The organism is Pseudarthrobacter raffinosi, from assembly GCF_023913835.1.
GTDB lineage: Bacteria > Actinomycetota > Actinomycetes > Actinomycetales > Micrococcaceae > Arthrobacter > Arthrobacter raffinosi.
The window spans coordinates 161,008-177,953 of record NZ_JAMXBG010000006.1 but is presented as its reverse complement, the minus strand read 5'-3'; the positions used below and the strand labels follow the sequence as shown (position 1 = coordinate 177,953).

General features: G+C 64.7%; 14 protein-coding genes. 12 read left to right on the top strand and 2 right to left on the bottom strand.

Annotated features, from left to right (window positions below; all coding sequences use genetic code 11):
• The first annotated feature begins 35 nt into the window (after positions 1-35).
• The 7 genes from uxaC to NG697_RS08210 all read left to right on the top strand — a co-directional run bounded on the left by uxaC (position 36) and on the right by NG697_RS08210 (position 10,031).
• A complete protein-coding gene (gene uxaC, locus NG697_RS08240; RefSeq protein WP_252613993.1) occupies positions 36-1,442 on the top strand; it encodes a glucuronate isomerase in 1,407 nt (468 codons plus the stop codon).
• Positions 1,439-2,866, top strand: coding sequence for a mannitol dehydrogenase family protein (locus NG697_RS08235; RefSeq protein ID WP_374209907.1), 1,428 nt, complete (start codon positions 1,439-1,441; stop codon positions 2,864-2,866). The genes uxaC and NG697_RS08235 overlap by 4 nt, the downstream gene beginning before the upstream one ends.
• A gap of 300 nt (positions 2,867-3,166) precedes the next feature.
• The gene (gene uidB / locus NG697_RS08230) at positions 3,167-4,600 is read left to right on the top strand and encodes a glucuronide transporter (protein WP_252602158.1); all 1,434 of its coding nucleotides are present in this window, start codon (positions 3,167-3,169) and stop codon (positions 4,598-4,600) included.
• Between the two features lie 45 nt (positions 4,601-4,645).
• Complete coding sequence (manD, locus tag NG697_RS08225) at positions 4,646-5,875, top strand: D-mannonate dehydratase ManD (protein WP_056348669.1); 1,230 nt, start codon at positions 4,646-4,648, stop codon at positions 5,873-5,875.
• Positions 5,876-5,931: 56 nt separating this feature from the next.
• Entirely contained in the window at positions 5,932-8,211 is a 2,280-nt protein-coding gene (locus NG697_RS08220) for a gluconokinase, GntK/IdnK-type (protein WP_252602236.1), read from the top strand.
• 127 nt (positions 8,212-8,338) lie between these two features.
• Positions 8,339-8,920, top strand: a complete 582-nt coding sequence (pyrE, locus tag NG697_RS08215; protein WP_252602161.1) for an orotate phosphoribosyltransferase — start codon at positions 8,339-8,341, stop codon at positions 8,918-8,920.
• 70 nt (positions 8,921-8,990) lie between these two features.
• Positions 8,991-10,031, top strand: a complete 1,041-nt coding sequence (locus tag NG697_RS08210; RefSeq protein ID WP_252613992.1) for an alpha/beta fold hydrolase — start codon at positions 8,991-8,993, stop codon at positions 10,029-10,031.
• Here the strand turns inward: NG697_RS08210 and NG697_RS08205 are convergent.
• On the bottom strand, positions 10,028-10,858 hold the full coding sequence (locus tag NG697_RS08205; protein ID WP_252602164.1) for an HAD-IIA family hydrolase: 831 nt from the start codon (positions 10,856-10,858) through the stop codon (positions 10,028-10,030). The genes NG697_RS08210 and NG697_RS08205 overlap by 4 nt on opposite strands.
• 52 nt (positions 10,859-10,910) lie before the next feature.
• Here NG697_RS08205 and NG697_RS08200 point away from each other — a divergent pair, with 52 nt between their 5' ends.
• The 4 genes from NG697_RS08200 to NG697_RS08185 all read left to right on the top strand — a co-directional run bounded on the left by NG697_RS08200 (position 10,911) and on the right by NG697_RS08185 (position 14,741).
• Positions 10,911-11,603: a TrmH family RNA methyltransferase gene (locus NG697_RS08200; protein WP_374209906.1), complete on the top strand. Its 693-nt coding sequence runs from the start codon at positions 10,911-10,913 to the stop codon at positions 11,601-11,603.
• A 224-nt stretch (positions 11,604-11,827) separates the two neighbouring features.
• Positions 11,828-13,084, top strand: a complete 1,257-nt coding sequence (locus NG697_RS08195) for a lipase family protein (RefSeq protein ID WP_252613986.1) — start codon at positions 11,828-11,830, stop codon at positions 13,082-13,084.
• Positions 13,085-13,296: 212 nt separating this feature from the next.
• Positions 13,297-14,316: a class II fructose-bisphosphate aldolase gene (fbaA, locus tag NG697_RS08190; protein WP_056348649.1), complete on the top strand. Its 1,020-nt coding sequence runs from the start codon at positions 13,297-13,299 to the stop codon at positions 14,314-14,316.
• Between the two features lie 2 nt (positions 14,317-14,318).
• Positions 14,319-14,741 carry a DUF3151 domain-containing protein gene (locus tag NG697_RS08185; protein WP_252602174.1) on the top strand — a complete coding sequence of 141 codons (423 nt, stop codon included), beginning with the start codon at positions 14,319-14,321 and terminating at the stop codon, positions 14,739-14,741.
• A 153-nt stretch (positions 14,742-14,894) separates the two neighbouring features.
• Here the strand turns inward: NG697_RS08185 and NG697_RS08180 are convergent, their stop codons facing one another.
• Entirely contained in the window at positions 14,895-15,524 is a 630-nt protein-coding gene (locus NG697_RS08180; RefSeq protein ID WP_056348638.1) for a uracil-DNA glycosylase family protein, read from the bottom strand.
• Positions 15,525-15,832: 308 nt separating this feature from the next.
• On the opposite strand from NG697_RS08180, the gene NG697_RS08175 reads away from it, so the two are divergent.
• On the top strand, positions 15,833-16,897 hold the full coding sequence (locus NG697_RS08175) for a M14 family zinc carboxypeptidase (RefSeq protein WP_252613984.1): 1,065 nt from the start codon (positions 15,833-15,835) through the stop codon (positions 16,895-16,897).
• Positions 16,898-16,946 lie beyond the last annotated feature (49 nt).

The window sequence follows — 16,946 nt, the reverse complement described above, 5'->3', positions numbered from 1 at the left end:
TTGACAAAACGAGGCGCCAGGCAGATTATTGATCTATGTCACAGTCGATTGCTGCCAACCCAGACAGGCTCCTGCCCGCCGACCCAGGAACGCGCAGCATTGCGCGGGACCTCCTTGCGCGCGTACAGGACCTCCCCATTATCTCCCCGCATGGCCACGTTGACGCCGCCGTCATCGAGCACAACACGCCGTTCCCGGACCCGGCAGCGCTGCTCGTCAGCCCGGACCACTACGTCACCCGCCTGATCCACGCCAACGGCGCCCCCCTGGACAAGCTGCGCGCCGGCGGTTCCACCACGCCCGGGTCACGCGAAATCTGGCGCACGTTCGTGGATGCCTGGCCCCTCTTCGAGGGCACGGCCTCCGGATACTGGCTGCGCAATCAGTTCAACAGTGTCTTCAATCTGGACGCAGACCTGGGCGAGATGTCCGCTGACGCCAGCTATGACGCCATCGCCGCCAAACTCGTGGAGCCGGGCTTCCGTCCCCGCCAGCTGTTCAAGGACTTCAACATCGAGGTCCTGGCCACCACGGACGATCCCCTGGACAACCTGGCCAGCCACAAAGCCATCGCCGAGGACGCCTCGTTCAATGGCCGCGTCCTGCCGACCTTCCGCCCGGATGCCTACCTGAACATTGCGCACCCCACCTGGAGTGCCAACGTTGACCGCCTGATCGAAACCGCCGGTGACGGCGCCAACGGCTACGCGGGCTACATCACGGCCCTGGAAAACCGCCGCCGCTACTTCGTGGAGCACGGCGCAGTCTCCGCAGACCACGGTGTGGCCACTCCGGCAACGCTCAAGCTGGACCGCGCCGAAGCCGAGAGGATCTTCGAGCTCGCCCGCGCCGGCAAGGCCACGGCCGAGGACCGCAACACCTTCGAAGCCCACATGATGTACCAGATGGGCCGGATGTCGGTGGAGGACGGCCTGGTTATGACCATCCACCCGGGTTCGTTCCGGAACCACCACACCGCAACGTTTGATGCCTTCGGCGCGGACACCGGCCACGACATCCCGTTCGCCACCAACTACACCGAGGCCATCCGACCGCTGCTGCAGGACTTCGGCACGGCCAAGGACTTCCACCTGGTGCTGTTCACCCTGGACGAGACCGTGTTCTCCCGCGAGCTCGCACCGCTCGCCGGCTTTTACCCGTCCGTCTACCTGGGCGCACCCTGGTGGTTCCTGGACGCTCCGGATGCCATGCTCCGGTTCCGCTCCGCCGTTACCGAAACGGCCGGTTTCTCCCGTTCTTCCGGGTTCATCGACGACACCAGGGCGTTCTGCTCCATCCCCGCCCGCCACGATGCGTCCCGCCGGATCGAAGCCTCCTTCCTGGCCCGTCTGGTGGCCGAGCATCGTGTCAGTGAAGACCGCGCCCACGAAATCATCGTGGACACGGTCGATTCTTCCCCTCGAAGGGTTTTCAAACTGTGAGCATCGAACAGACCGACGCAACAGCCAAGACGGTCGAATCCCTGCCGCAGCTGGACCGGACCTTGCAGGCTTCCGCCAAACCGCCGGTGCGGATCGTCCACCTGGGACTCGGTGCCTTCCACCGCTCGCACCAGGCCTGGTACACCAGCCAGGCCAGCGACGCCGCCGACTGGGGTATTGCGGCTTTCACCGGCCGCCGCCCGGATGCTGCCCTGGCCCTTGCCGAGCAGGACGGCCTCTTTACGCTCGTGGAGCGCGCTGACAGCGGAGACTCGTTCGCCGTCCTCGGCAGCATCGTTGAAGCGGTCGACGGCGCGAACGTGCAGCGGCTCGCAGAGCTCGTTTCGGCACCGGCCACCGCCATGGTCACCCTGACGGTCACCGAAGCGGCGTACCGCCTCGGTGCCGACGGACAGCTGGACACTACGGCGCCCGACGTCGCCGGCGACCTTGCGCTGCTGGCTTCCGGCAGCGGAAACCCGTCGACGCCGCTGGGCCGGCTGGTCTTCGCCCTCGCCGCGCGCCGGGCTGCGGGAGCCGGGCCGCTCGCCGTTGTCTGCTGCGACAACCTCGCCAACAACGGCACGGTAGCCCGCAACGCCGTGGCGGGCCTGGCACGGGCCTGGGACGCGGAGCTCGCTGCCTGGGTCGAGGAAAACGTCAGTTTTGTCAGCACGTCCGTGGACCGCATCACGCCGCGCACCACGGAAGCGGACATCGCCGCCGTCGAGGCCGCCTGCGGCTACCGCGACAACTCGCCTGTAGTGGCAGAGCCTTTCACCAACTGGGTGCTCAGCGGCGATTTCCCGGCCGGCCGTCCACGCTGGGAAGATGCCGGCGCGGTCTTCGTTGACCACATCGAGCCTTACGAGAACCGCAAGCTGTGGCTTCTGAACGGCGCTCATTCCCTGCTGGCCTACGCCGGCCAGCTCCGCGGACACACCACGGTGGCGCAGGCCCTCGCGGACCCGCAGTGCCTGACCGCCGTCGAAAGCTTCTGGGACGAAGCCGAGGCGAACCTGTCCGGCGCCGCGGCCGGTGGCGCGGACCTGCAGATCCCGGCGTACCGCGCTGCCCTGCTGGCCCGCTTCAGCAATGCGCGCATTGCCCACCACCTGGCCCAGATCGCCATGGACGGCAGCACCAAGCTGCGCATGCGGGCCGTGCCTGTCCTCTTGGCCGAACGGGCCCAGGGCAGGTCCGGTGCCGCTGCAGCGCTGATGATCGCGGCCTGGATTGATTTCAGCGCCGCGGCCGAGACGTTCCAGGATCCGCTGGCAACTGAAGTGGCCGCGGCCAACCAGCTGGAAGGCGCAGAGCGCGTGCGGGCGGTCCTGGCGCTGGTGGATCCTGCCGTCGCAGCGGACGACGCCGTCGTGGAACTCGTTTCCGGCCTGCTCGGCACATTCCCGGCGGACGCCTAAGAATCACGCTCCAGCAGCCCTTCTGCTTCATAAAGAACAGCACTGCCCGGTCCAGGCGCCTGGACCGGGCAGTGCTGTTTCGATGACCTGCAGTTACATGAAGTTTCAACAGAAATTTATGGCAACCGCTTGCCATTTTATTGCCAAGTGACTAGGATTACAGGCAGAGAGAAAAACACTGCGATACGCCCGTCGGAGGCGGATTCTGCCGGCTCCAGCATCGCCAAAGATTCACCGCTTCATAGCATTTCAATAATTTTCGCTGGCCAACACGGCGGCAAGGGTAAAGGAGCCCAATTCATGAAAAAGCTAAACAAGCTCAGCATCATCGGCTATGGCGCCGGCGATGCAGCCAACAACCTCGCATTCACCACCGCCACCATGTTCCTGTTGGTGTACTACACGGACGTTGCCGGCATCTCCGCCGCGGCTGCCGGAACCCTGCTGCTCGTGGTCAGGCTCTTTGACGCTTTCGCTGATGTCTTCGCCGGCCGGATCGTTGACCGGACCTACAGCAAGCGCTTCGGTAAGTTCCGGCCCTTCATCATGTTCGGCTCCATCCCGCTGCTCCTGCTGAGCGTGGCAACGTTCTCCATTCCGCAGCTGGGTGAATCCGGCACACTGCTGTACGCCTACGTCACCTACGCCGCCCTAGGCCTTGCCTACAGCCTCGTGAACATTCCGTACGGCTCGCTGGCCGGCGCCATGACGCAGGATCCGGGAGAGCGCGCCAAGCTGGGTTCGGCCCGCATGGTGGGCGCCCTGCTGGTGGGCTCTTCGCTGGGTATCTTCGTTGCGCCGCTGATCAAGCCCGGTGCCGATCTCCAGTCGACGTTCACCACCATCACCCTGGTGTTTGTGGTCATCGGGGCGGCGCTGTACTTCTTCACCGCATTGACCGCCAAGGAACGCGTGCACCGCGCCGTCCCCAAGGTGACGTTCAAGCAGAGCGTGGACACGCTCAAAGGCAACAAGCCCCTCTTGATGCTGTGCCTGAGCTCCTTCTTCTTCCTCTCCGGCTACCTCGCCCTGACCTCCGTGCAGCTGTACTACCTGCGCGACGTCCTGGGCCGCCTGGACCTATACCCCGTACTGTCCATCATCCAGCTGGCGCTCACCTTCTTCCTGGCCGCCTTTATGCCCAAACTTGTCCGTAACGTCGGCAAGAAGAGCGTCTACATCTACTCTTCGCTGGTCACTGTCCTCGGCGGTGCGATCATCTTCTTCGCCCCGGCCGGCCAGGTCTGGATGGGCTTTACCGGCCTCGTGGTCAGCCTGGTGGGCGTCCTTGCCGTCAACATCGTGGTGTGGGCGCTGGAAGCCGACACTGTGGAGTACGGCGAATGGCGGACCGGTGTCCGCACCGAAGGAATCACGTACGCCCTGTTCTCCTTCACGCGGAAATCCGGACAGGCTGTGGGCGGCGCCCTGGCCGCGTACGCCCTGGCGCTGGGCGGCTACAAGTCCGGAGCGGCCCAGACCGCGGACGCCCTGTTCGGCATTCAGATCGCCGCGGGCGCAATCCCTGCCGTGCTGACTATCCTTGCCGTATTAGTTATGTCCAAGTACACGCTGACCGACGCCAAGCACGCGGAGATCCTCAAGGAGATCCAGGAACGCCGGACCAAAACTGTGGGCGCCGGCGAAGCCGCTGACGCCAGCACCACTACTGACGCCAGCACCACCGCTGATGCTGGCACCCCGGTTGGCGCCGGCAAAACTGCCGGCCACTAACTCCCAGCACCACAAACTGACCAGAAGTCCCCGAAAGGATCTGCCGTGAAAATCATTGCCGCTGAAGTCTTTGTGACAAGCCCGTCACGTAACTTCGTGACCCTGCGCATCACTACGGACGACGGGGTCACCGGCATCGGTGACGCCACGCTGAACGGCCGCGAACTGGCTGTTGCCGCCTACCTCAAAGAGCACGTGGCCCAGCTGCTGATCGGCAAGGATCCGCACAAGATCGAGGACACCTGGCAGTTCCTGTACCGCAGCTCCTACTGGCGCCGCGGGCCGGTCACCATGGCCGCAATCGCCGCCGTGGACATGGCCCTGTGGGACATCAAGGGCAAGATGGCGAACATGCCGGTCTACCAGCTCCTGGGCGGCGCTTCACGCAACGGCCTGCGCGCTTACGGCCACGCTTCCGGCGCTGACCTCGAGTCGCTGTTCGATTCAGTCCGTGAGCACCTGGAACTGGGTTACAAGTCCATCCGCATCCAGACCGCTGTCCCCGGCATCAAGGCCGTCTACGGTGTGGCCGCGCAGGCCCAGGCCTCGGGCGAACGCTACGACTACGAGCCCGCCGGCCGCGGCGCGTTCCCCCAGGAAGAGGACTGGGACACCCGCGCCTACCTGCGCCACCTGCCCACCGTCTTTGAAGCCGTGCGCAATGAGTTCGGCCCGGAAATCCCGCTGCTGCACGACGGCCACCACCGCATGACCCCCATCCAGGCCGCCAAGCTCGGCAAGGCCCTGGAACCGTACGACCTCTTCTGGCTCGAGGACTGCACCCCGGCCGAAAACCAGGAGGGCCTGCGCCTGGTCCGCCAGCACACCACCACCCCGCTGGCCATCGGTGAAATCTTCAACACCGTGTGGGACTACCAGACCCTCATCAAGGAACAGCTGATCGACTACGTCCGCGCAGCCTCCACCCACTTCGGCGGCATCTCCCCGCTGAAGAAGGTCATGGACTTCGCCGCCCAGTACCAGATCAAGTCCGGCTTCCACGGCCCCACGGACATTTCCCCGGTGGGCTTCGCCGCGCAGTTGCACGTTGGCTTGGCCATCCACAACTACGGCATCCAGGAATACATGCAGCACTCGGACAAGACCAACGAGGTCTTCGAGCAGTCCATGACCTTCAAGGACGGCTACCTGCACCCGGGCGACAAGCCCGGTATCGGCGTCGAATTCAACGAGGAAGCCGCGGCGGCGTACCCGTACCAGCAGGCGTACCTGCCGTACAACCGCCTGGTAGACGGAACGGTGCACGACTGGTGACCGCCACTACATCGCCTTCCACAGCAGGAGGAGCTTCCGGCCCGCGCGTCATTGTTATGGGCGTCTCCGGCTGCGGCAAGACCACCATTGGTGACCTGGTGGCCCGCGAGCTGGGCGTTCAGTTCCTCGACGGCGATTCCCTCCACCCGGTGGAGAACGTCGCCAAGATGGCAGCGGGCACTCCGCTGACCGACGAGGACCGCTGGCCGTGGCTCGCCACGGTGGGCTTTGAACTGGCAGCTGCCAAGGGCGGCCTGGTTCTGGCCTGCTCGGCTCTTCGCCGCAGTTACCGCGACGCCATCCGCGCGCAGGCGCCGGGTACGGTGTTCCTGCACCTGCATGGCAGCAAAGAGGTTCTGAGGGCACGGACTGAAGGCCGCTCCGGGCACTTTATGCCGCCCGCGCTGCTGGAATCCCAGCTGGCCACCCTCGAAGCGTTGGAAGCCGATGAGGCAGGCATTGTGGTGGACATCGCCGCTCCAGTGGACCAGGTCGTGGCCGACGCGTTGGCCGGCATCGCAGCTGCGGTGACTGCCGCCGTCGGAAATTCCGCCGACGAAAGTGCCGCTGGTGCCGCTGGCACCCCAGTGCGCCAGTTCGACGTCGACCTCCAGGCCGCGCCGTTCAACCTCGATGACGCAGCGATCACCTGGGTGAACACCACCCTGGAATCGATGACGCTTGAGGAGAAGATCGGGCAGCTGTTCATCAACCACAACAACGATTACTCCCCGGAGTACCTCGACGGTGTGCTGGAGAATTTCCATGTGGGCGGCATGCGTTACCGGCCAGGCCCCTCCGCTGCCGTGCAGGAACACATCCGGCACGCGCAGTCGAAGTCCAAGGTGCCGCTGCTGGTGGCGTCCAACCCGGAAATGGGCGGCGCCGGAAGCTGCGACGACGGCACGTTTGTGTCCACGCACCTGCAGGCAGGCTCGCACCCGGACAAGTCCATCGCACGCCGGATGGGGCAGGTTGCCGGCGTTGAAACCGCAGCCCTGGGCTGCAACTGGGCCTTCGCCCCGATCGTGGACATCCACTACAACTGGAGGAACACGGTCATCTCCACCCGGGCCTTCGGCAACACGCCGGAGATCGTGGTGGAACGGGCCAAGGAATACTTCGACGGCATCAGTGAATCTCCCACGGCCTGCGCCATGAAGCACTTCCCGGGCGACGGCATGGACGAGCGCGACCAGCACGTGGTCACGTCGTACAACACGCTCGGTTACGACGAGTGGAACAAGACGTATGGCCACGTGTACCGCGAAATGATCGGGCACGGCGTGCAGTCCATCATGATCGGGCACATCGGCGCGCCGGACCTTTCCCGGCACTTCCGCCCGGGCCTGGCGGACAAGGACATCCGTCCTGCCACCCTGGCCCCGGAGCTGCTCCAGGACCTGCTGCGCGGCGAGCTCGGCTTCAACGGGCTCATCCTCACGGACGCCTCGCAGATGATCGGACTCACCCAGGCCATGAAGCGCAAAGACCTGGTTCCTGCGACGATTGCCGCGGGTTGCGACATGTTCCTGTTCTTCCGCAACGCCGACGAAGACTTCCAGTACATGCTGGACGGCTACAAGTCCGGCGTTATCACCGAGCAGCGCCTGCATGACGCCCTGCGCCGCATCCTGGCCCTCAAGGCCTCGCTGGGGCTGCACCTGAAGGCACGCAACGAACTGGTTCCGCCGGTGGAAGCCCTGGCGAAGATCGGCAGCGCGGAGCACCGCGCCGTCGCCGCAGAGATCGCGGACAAGACCGTCACCCTGGTCAAGGACACCGCGAACAACCTGCCCATCCGGCCGGAGACGCACAAACGGATCCGCCTGTACGGCATCTCCGGCGGCCCGGACTTCACCATGGCGGACCCGCTGGCCTACCTGGACACGGTCAAGGACGAACTGGAAAAAGCCGGCTTCGAGGTGCACCTGTTCAAAACCGCCGCTCAGCGCGAAGCCGCGGGGGAGACTGGCGTGAACTTCATGTCGGTCATCTCCGAGGAAGCCACCGGCGACTACGCGGACAAGTACGACGCCGCGTTTGTCTTCGCGAACGTCAAGGGCTTTGCCCAGGAAGCGGCAATCCGGATCAAGTGGTCCACCCCGATGGCCGCGGAAATCCCTTGGTACGTTACCGAGGTTCCCACGGTGTTTGTGTCGCTGAACCAGCCCAACCACCTCATCGACGTGCCGATGGTCAAGACCGCCATCCACGCCCATGCGGGAACTGTGGAGGCCATCCGCGCCACCATCGAGAAGATCATGGGCAAGTCTGAGTTCCAGGGGACATTCAACGAGAATGTCTTCTGCGAATCCTTCGACACCCGGCTCTAGGGTTATCGCTGGGGTTCTAGACTGACGACTCGCAGACGGACTGGCGCTACGCGGATACGCGTAGCGCCGTTCCTTTTCTGCGTCACAGGGCCATTTCCGCGTCGAGGCCTCCAGTAAACTGGACACCATGACTGCCACCCCTGATGCTGCTTCCAACACTGCTGCCCGTGCCCGCCTGCTGGAACTGATCAAGGAACTTGCCGTGGTCCGCGGCAAGGTGATCCTCTCCAGCGGTGCCGAGGCCGACTACTACATCGACCTGCGCCGCATCACGCTGCACCATGAGGCCTCCAAGCTGGTGGGACAGGTCATGCTGTCACTGACGGACGACGCCGGAATCGACTTTGAGTGCGCCGGTGGCCTGACCATGGGTGCTGACCCCGTGGGCACCGCCGTTATGCACGCTGCGGTGGACGCCGGCCGCACCGTGGACGCGTTTGTGGTCCGCAAAGCCCAGAAGTCCTACGGCATGGGCCGCCAGGTTGAAGGTCCGTCGGTTGACGGCCGCAAGGTCCTGGTGCTGGAGGATACGTCCACCACCGGCGGCTCCGCCCTCACCGCTGTTGAGGGTGTCCGGAAAGCCGGCGGCAACGTGGTGGCCGTGGCCGTCATCGTGGACCGGGACACCGGTGCCAAGGAAAAGATCGAAGCCGAGACCGGCGTGCCCTACCTGTTCGCCTTCGGCAAGGACGAGCTGGGCCTCTCCTAGCGGGTTCACGCCAGGGGTTACACGGCGCCGGGGTTGCAGCGGCGGCTTCCGCTGTGGCTACGGTAGAGGTGTGCCGTACAGGGGGGAAGCAGATCCGCAGGAACAGCCAGGTGCTCATCAAGCCCGACTGCTGGCCAATGCCGCCGCATTCAAGCGGTTTTCGCGCCGCGGGTTCCTGGCCGGCACGGGCGCCTCGGCCCTGCTGGCGGCGGACATGCTGGTCACCCGCCATGTCCAGGCGGAGCGGCAGGTCAACCGGATACTGCAGGTCGCGGACGACTTCGCCGACGCCTACTACCCGAACGCCAGCTGGTTCCTCTTCCCCGGCTACAAGACAAGCTGGGAAGAGGCGCTCTGGATCCTGAACGCAATGCGTGGTGCGCTGAACAAGCGCGGCCAGCTGGCCGCCGTCGGCTATTCCAACCTAGGGCTGGACATCGATGAGGTGGTGATCGCCGTCATCGAACACGTCCGGGCGAAAAAGCTGACCAAGCTTTTTTTCTACGGCCACAGCTTCGGTGGCATGGTGGCCACCCAGGTGGCAGCGCGGCTCCGGGAATTCCACGGCGTGGAGGTGGATTTCATCCTGCTGGACTCCAGCCCCTACAGCCGGAGCGACGTGCTGGACGAGAGCTGGTTCGACGGCGTGGTGTTCCTGTACGAGAGCGGCTTCCGGGTCCCGTCCGTGGTCCGCGGCAGCTACGAACTGGGGGAGCGCGTCATCCACAAGGACGAGCGGACCTGGCGGCAGATCCTGGACCAGACCATGGAGCAGCTGTCCCCGATCGCCCCGTCCAGTGTGCTCATCCAGTCCGAGTCGGCCTACATCTACCACTTCGACGGAAACCGGTTTGTGGACAAGCTCGGCGCGACGCGGATGGCGTACATCGGCAACCCGAAAGACCGCACGGTCCGTTACCAGACGGCCAAGGACGCGTGGTCGGCAGCGTTCCAACCCCACATGGTCTCCATGGACCTGCAAACGGACGGGGCCCTGCCGGCGCACGCGAGCCCGGGCTGGAATCCGCTCATCTACCGGCCCATCGTGGAGCGGCTGATGGACGACTTTTTCCCGCTGCCCCGCGGTGGCTCGAAGGTGACGGTCTTCTAGATCTGGTTCTTCAGGTCGGCCACGGAGTCCAGCACCTGGTTGGGCCGGAACGGGTAGGCGGCAATGTCTTCGCGCTGCGTAATGCCGCTGAGGACCAGGACCGTGTGCAGGCCTGCCTCCATGCCGGCGATGATGTCGGTGTCCATCCGGTCCCCGATCATTGCCGTGGTCTCCGAGTGCGCATCGATCTGGTTCATGGCGGACCGGAACATCATGGGATTCGGCTTGCCCACAATGTACGGTTCCCGGCCTGTGGCCTTCGTGATGAGCGCGGCGATGGCGCCCGTCGCGGGCATCGGGCCGTCCTTGGACGGGCCGGTGGCGTCCGGGTTGGTGGCAATAAAGCGGGCCCCGGCCAGGATCAGGCGGATGGCCATGGTGATGGCCTCAAAGGAGTACGTACGGGTTTCGCCGAGCACCACATAGTCCGGGTCCTGGTCGGTGAGGATAAAGCCTGCCTCGTGCAGCGCCGTCGTCAGCCCTGCCTCGCCGATGGTGTAGGCGCGGTTCCCGGAGCCGGAACCCCGCACCTGGTCCTTGAGGAAGGTGGCGGTGGCCAGCGCGGACGTCCAGATGTTCTCCTCGGGGATCTCCAGCCCGGAGGCCCGCAGCCTGGCAGCCAGGTCGCGGGGCGTGAAGATCGAGTTGTTCGTCAGCACCAGGAACCGCTTGGACGTGTCCACCCAGCGCTGGATCAGTTCGGCGGCCCCTGGGACGGCATGGTTTTCGTGGACGAGCACGCCGTCCATGTCTGTCAGCCAGCATTCGATCTCCTGGCCGCTGCGGTAAACCGCCGGTGAACCCTGTACCTGGTCTGCTTCTGCCACGTTTACCTCCGCCGGTGATGAATGCTCCAGTGGTCCAGTCTAGTGTTGAGGGGTGAAACAAACGCCCGGAAACCCAGTCGAACTTCATCCGATTCCAGCGGAGGAGCCAGCGCCCCAGGAGGCGCCGGAGCCAAAGGCGGAGGTCGGCGTCGGGCCCTGGGAGGGATCGTGGCCGGAAGGTGACCACTGGGATCCGGAATTGCTCGCCGACGGCGACCGCCGCAATGTGGTGGACCAGTACCGCTACTGGAAGCATGACGCGATCGTGGCGGACCTCGATTCGAAGCGGCACAACTTCCACATCGCCATCGAAAACTGGCAGCACGACCTCAACATCGGCACCGTGGTGCGCACCGCCAACGCGTTCCTCGCCAAGGAAGTCCACATCATCGGACGACGCCGGTGGAACAGGCGCGGGGCGATGGTCACCGACCGTTACCAGCACGTCCGCCACCACCCGACCGTTGAGGACTTTGTGGTGTGGGCGCAGGGGGAGGGGCTCGCGATCATCGGGATCGACATCTTCCCGGATTCCGTGCCCCTGGAGACGTATGAGCTGCCCAAGGACTGCGTCCTGGTGTTCGGCCAGGAAGGGCCCGGGCTGACGCCGGAGGTCCACGAGGCGGCCCTTGCCACCCTGTCCATCGAGCAGTTCGGCTCCACGCGCTCCATCAACGCCGCCTCCGCCGCCGCGATCGCCATGCACGCCTGGATCCGCCGGCACGTCTTTAGCCAGCCCGTCTGACCCCGCGCAACTTCTGAACCCCGCCGAGATGGCATTTCACGGCAGTCCCGGGCTCCGGCATTGCCGTGAAATGCCATCTCGATGCAGGCGCGGCTGGCCCCGGCGTTGAATCCGAGATGAAACTATCGGTAATCTTCGTGAATCCCTAGGTCTATAAGTTACCCGCCAGTAGCATCTGGCTTGGATCACACTCACTGGCGAGTGTGGCACTGACTGGAGGTTCAATGAAGCATCCTTCTGTACGCGTCTGTTCGGCCATTATGTTGGCCGCGGTTCTCACCTTCGGTTGTGGCGCGGTGGCCTACGCCGAGCCGGCACCTGCCCTTACACCGGCGACGACGGCCAACCCGCTCGACTTCTACTTCACCCCCGCCTCACTTCCGGCCAACAACGGCGACCTGGTCCGGACGGAGCCGTCTGTCTTCCATGTCGATCCGCTCAAGATCATCCGGGCCCAGGCCTCCGTGCAGCGCATCATGTACCGCTCCGTGAACAGTTCCGGGGCGCCCGTCGCCGTGACCGGCACAGTGCTGGTGCCGTACGCGGCCTGGACCGGGTCGGGCCCGCGCCCGCTGGTCAGCTACGCCGCCGGAACCCAGGGGCAGGGGGACCAGTGCGCGCCGTCCCGGGCCATGGCCACCGGCGAGGAATACGAAGGAATCTTCATCGCCGGGCTGCTGGCGAGGGGCTACTCGCGGGCGGTGACCGACTATGAGGGCCTCGGCACGGCCGGCAGCCACACCTACATGGCGCGCGAATCGCAGGCGCATGCCGTTCTCGACGCCGCCCGTGCGGCCCAGCGGCTGGGGAACCCGCAGATCATGCCCGGCGGCCCCGTAGCCCTGGCTGGCTACTCGCAGGGCGGCGGCGCCTCGGCAGCCGCCGTCGAGCTTGCACCCCAATACGCTCCGGAACTGAACCTCAAGGGTGCGTACGCGGGGGCGGTTCCGGCGGACCTTCCCGCCGTCGGACGAAACCTCGACGGCGGCCTGTATACCGGCTTCCTGCTCTATGCGGTGACGGGCATGGGCGCCGCCGGCGGACTGGACCTGAGCCCCCACCTCAACGCCGCAGGGCGGGCGAAGCTGGCGGCGACAGACAACGACTGCACTTTGCAGTCGATCGCCTCAAGCGGCTTCCTGAACACTGCGCAGCTCACGGTTTCGGGGCAGAAGCTGAGCTCGCTGCTGGAGCTCCCCGAGCTAAAAACCGTCATTGCCGCACAGAAGATCGGCAACGGCCGGGCGCCGCAGGTCCCCGTACTGCTCTCGCACAGCGTCCTCGATGACGTCATCCCCTACGACCAAGGCAGGCAGCTGGCCAAGCGCTGGTGCGCCGCCGGATCGTCGGTGTATTTCGATGTCACGGCCGGGGCCACCCACATCGGCGGCTACGCGGCCGCCATCCCGCAGGCGTTCATCTTCCTGGAGCGCCGCTTCTCAAACCGGTCCGCAGTGAGCAACTGCTGGCTGTACGGCTAAACCCCCTGCACGAGATGGCATTTCGCGGCAGTCCCGGGCGCCGACACTGCCGTGAAATGCCATCTCGGTGCGGCATGTGAGCGTAAGTGTTACCGGCCCGCGTGACCCGAAACACTGCCCCTGTACAGAAATGGCTAGGATGGTGGCTAGCCGTAAGAGGTCTACTCTCCAGGGTCACAACCCATAGACGAAAACTCAGCATAGGAGTCACCATGCCCATTGCAACCCCAGAGATCTACTCCGAGATGATCGACCGTGCCAAGGCCGGAGGCTATGCATTCCCGGCCGTCAACGTCACCTCCTCGCAGACGCTGAACGCCGCACTGCGCGGCTTCGCCGAGGCTGAGTCCGACGGCATCGTCCAGGTGTCCACCGGCGGAGCCGCCTACTGGTCCGGCGCGGCCACCAAGGACATGGTGGCCGGTTCGCTCGGCTTCGCCGCGTTCGCCCGGGAAGTTGCCAAGAACTACGGCGTCAACATTGCCCTCCACACCGACCACTGCCCCAAGGACAAGCTGGACGGCTTTGTCCTGCCGCTGCTCGCAGCTTCGGAGGCCGAGGTCAAGGCCGGCCGCAACCCGATCTTCAACTCGCACATGTGGGACGGTTCGCACGAGCCGCTCAACGAGAACCTCAGCACCGCGCGCGAACTGCTGGAACGCACCGCCGCCGCGAAGATGATCCTCGAAGTTGAAATCGGCATCGTGGGCGGCGAGGAAGACGGCGTGGAAAACGCCATCAACGACAAGTTGTACACCACGGTGGAGGACGCTCTGGCCACCATTGAAGCCCTCGGCGCCGGCGAGAACGGCCGCTACATCACGGCCCTGACCTTCGGCAACGTGCACGGTGTGTACAAGCCCGGTGGTGTGAAGCTGCGCCCGGAGATCCTCAAGGACATCCAGGCCCAAGTGGGAGCCAAACTTGGCAAGAACAGCCCTTTCGACCTCGTGTTCCACGGCGGCTCCGGTTCCTCCGACCAGGAGATCGCCGACGCCGTCTCCTATGGTGTGATCAAGATGAACATCGACACCGACACCCAGTACGCGTACACGCGTCCCGTGGTGGACCACATGTTCAAGAACTACGACGGCGTGCTTAAGGTTGACGGCGAAGTGGGCAACAAGAAACTCTACGATCCGCGCGTCTGGGGTGCCTCCGCCGAGGCGGGCCTGTCCGCCCGCGTCGTCGAGGCAACCAAGCAGCTGGGTTCCGCTGGAAAGACCTTCTAGGAATGTCCGACGAGTTCCGCAAGAACCTCATGGGCCCGGAGCCAACGCTCCTGCCTGCCGAGACCGACGTCTACGCTCAGCTGGACGCCGGCGCCGAAGCCCTGGACCTGGTTGAAAAGCACCCCACATCGTCGCTGTTGTGGGCTGTCCTGGCGGAGGAGGCGTGGGCCGAGGGCCGCACCATCGATTCCTACGCCTACTCGCGCGTTGGCTACCACCGCGGGCTGGACTCTCTGCGCCGCAACGGCTGGCGCGGCGTGGGTCCCATCCCGTGGGAGCACGAACCCAACCGCGGCTTCCTGCGCGCGCTCTACTCGCTGGGCCGCGCGTCCGCGGCCATCGGCGAGGCCGAGGAACCGGAACGCATCGAGAAGTTCCTTAACGACTCGGACCCGGCAGCCAAGGCAGCCATCGAGGGCAAGTAGTTTGAAGAGCAACGCGGGGTCACTTCCTGCCCAATAAACCACGTCTTTGGGCAGAAAGTGACCCCGCATTGCTTGTTAACGAACGACGGCGGGCGGTCACCGTTTCAGAAAGGTGACCGCCCGCCGTCGTTCGGTGGTTGAGCGTTCCGTTGGCTAGACCTTCGCGAGCCCTGTGCGGGCCATGGCGTCGGTGTAGACGACGCGCATTTCCTCAAGGTACTGTTCCTGCCGTGCGGGCGTCCCGGCGAAGGCGCGGCCGCTGAGGGAGCGGACCTTGTAGGTCTTCAGCCCGCGGCGCCAGAGCAGCGGAACTTCGGTCTTCAACAGCAGGTTGGCCAGGCGGTTGGCTTCGGTGCCGTGGGCCACGATCACCGAGGCGCGGGGGACCACGGCGAGGAACTTCAGGAGCGGCTTGAGGCCGGCGGAAATCTGGTCCGGCGTGAACTTGCCGTTGACCTCGCCGGGGGTGTGCCACGGGTGTACGTTCCACGGCATCACGAACTCGGGGCGGAGGCCCAGCTTCCACTGGATGCCGAGCATGCGGGTGGCGGCGTCTTCGTCGCCGGCGGTGATGAAGCCGGACGGGTCAGCCTCGCCGATGTTGGAGTAGAGGCTGATGATGCGGCACTCGTCCACGTCGTGCATGGGGTCGACGTACGGGACTTCGGTGTGGGGCTTGACGCTCTGCAGGGAATCGCACAGCTCGTTGACGGCGGCAACGTTGGGCTCGTAGCGGCGGCTCAGGAGCTGTTCACGGAGGGATTCGGGGGCCAGGGCTGTCATATAGTGCAATGTCTCCTGCGGGGCTCGGCGATGCTGCCAATCCGGAAAATGGGCGCGTGATGGGCGCGCCCGTCCGGCGTGGTTTGAAATGTGGTGTGGACCGATTCCTGGTCGATCTCTATCAGTTTAGCAAGCCCCGCGAAATGCGGGGCCCGGCCCTAACCTCCCGTGATGGAAGGCACAGGGCGATCAGTCTTTGTCAAGTTAATTGACAGCTTTCGTTTAGCTTGATTGGCTTCTGTGACAGCCCGTAATAAGGACGTTGCGGCTGGTCGCACCCTCCATGCAGTCGAGAGAGGTAACGTACCGTGAACAAAACCCTGGCAACTTTAAGGACCGCGGCCGTATCCGGAGCCCTGGTTCTGACGGCACTCGCCGCGCCGGCACCGTTGGCCCAAGCCGTGGGCGAAGGCCCCAACTATGACGGCAACGGCCAGATCACCACCTCGAAACTGGCAACCTATGACGAGTTGGTCTCCTTCCTGAAGGATCAGGACACCCGCCAGCCAGCCATGGATCTGGAAGTGATCGGCCAGACTGTCAAGGGCCGGGACATCCACCTGGTGAAGTACATTTCGGACCCGGCCAAGCCCACCATCCTGTACCTGACCCAGCAGCACGGAAATGAGCAGTTGACCACCGAGGGTGCCATGGCATTCGTGAAACACCTGGGAACCGGGAAATCGGGGGACATCCTGGACGGAGTGAACATCCTCATCGTTCCCATGCTCAACGCCGACGGCGCGATGGGAGATGTGAACTTCCCGCTGGATGATTACCTGGCCAAGGGCGACCGCCACATGACGCGGTACAACGCCGAGGAGGTGGACCTGAACCGCGACCACGTCGCCAAAATCCAGCCCGAAACCCAGGCCCTTCACACCAACGTCATGCGGAAGTACAACATTGACTACATGATCGACCTGCACCACCAGGGCACCCGGAGCGAACGCGACGGAAAGCTGGTCTCCGGGTCCATCCTGTACCCCACCACGCCCAATGCCGATCCGGCTGTTGTGGAAATGTCCAAGCAGTTGGGCGCCGTGGTCTTCAACAACGTCGATTCCACCGGTTGGGGCCACTTGGGCAAGTATGTGGGCGGCAGCGCCGAGACCATCAGCCGCAACGGCATCGCAGTGGAGTACGGGATTGCTACCCTGCTCTTCGAAATGCGTGGCATGTCTGATCACTATCTGGACGGCTACGCCCTCGGGCTCCGCAGCAACGGTTACCTGATCCAGCAGACAGTGACCACGCTGACGGCCACTGCGGCGGCCATCGCTGACTGTTCGATTGCCGACGCCGATACGTCCTTCTGGGACAGCCTGGACACCCAGACGTCCCGTCCCGGCGAGGAAGCTGACGACGAGTAGTAGACGGCGGGAAGTCTGCCCGTGGTCCTTTGCCGCGCGTGAAGGGCCA

Coding starts and splice junctions, on each gene's coding strand:
- uxaC (WP_252613993.1), top strand. CDS start 36: ATGTCACAGTCGATTGCTGCCAACCCAGACAGGCTCCTGCCCGCCGAC.
- uidB (WP_252602158.1), top strand. CDS start 3,167: ATGAAAAAGCTAAACAAGCTCAGCATCATCGGCTATGGCGCCGGCGAT.
- NG697_RS08220 (WP_252602236.1), top strand. CDS start 5,932: ATGGGCGTCTCCGGCTGCGGCAAGACCACCATTGGTGACCTGGTGGCC.
- pyrE (WP_252602161.1), top strand. CDS start 8,339: ATGACTGCCACCCCTGATGCTGCTTCCAACACTGCTGCCCGTGCCCGC.
- NG697_RS08195 (WP_252613986.1), top strand. CDS start 11,828: ATGAAGCATCCTTCTGTACGCGTCTGTTCGGCCATTATGTTGGCCGCG.
- fbaA (WP_056348649.1), top strand. CDS start 13,297: ATGCCCATTGCAACCCCAGAGATCTACTCCGAGATGATCGACCGTGCC.
- NG697_RS08185 (WP_252602174.1), top strand. CDS start 14,319: ATGTCCGACGAGTTCCGCAAGAACCTCATGGGCCCGGAGCCAACGCTC.
- NG697_RS08180 (WP_056348638.1), bottom strand. CDS start 15,524: ATGACAGCCCTGGCCCCCGAATCCCTCCGTGAACAGCTCCTGAGCCGC.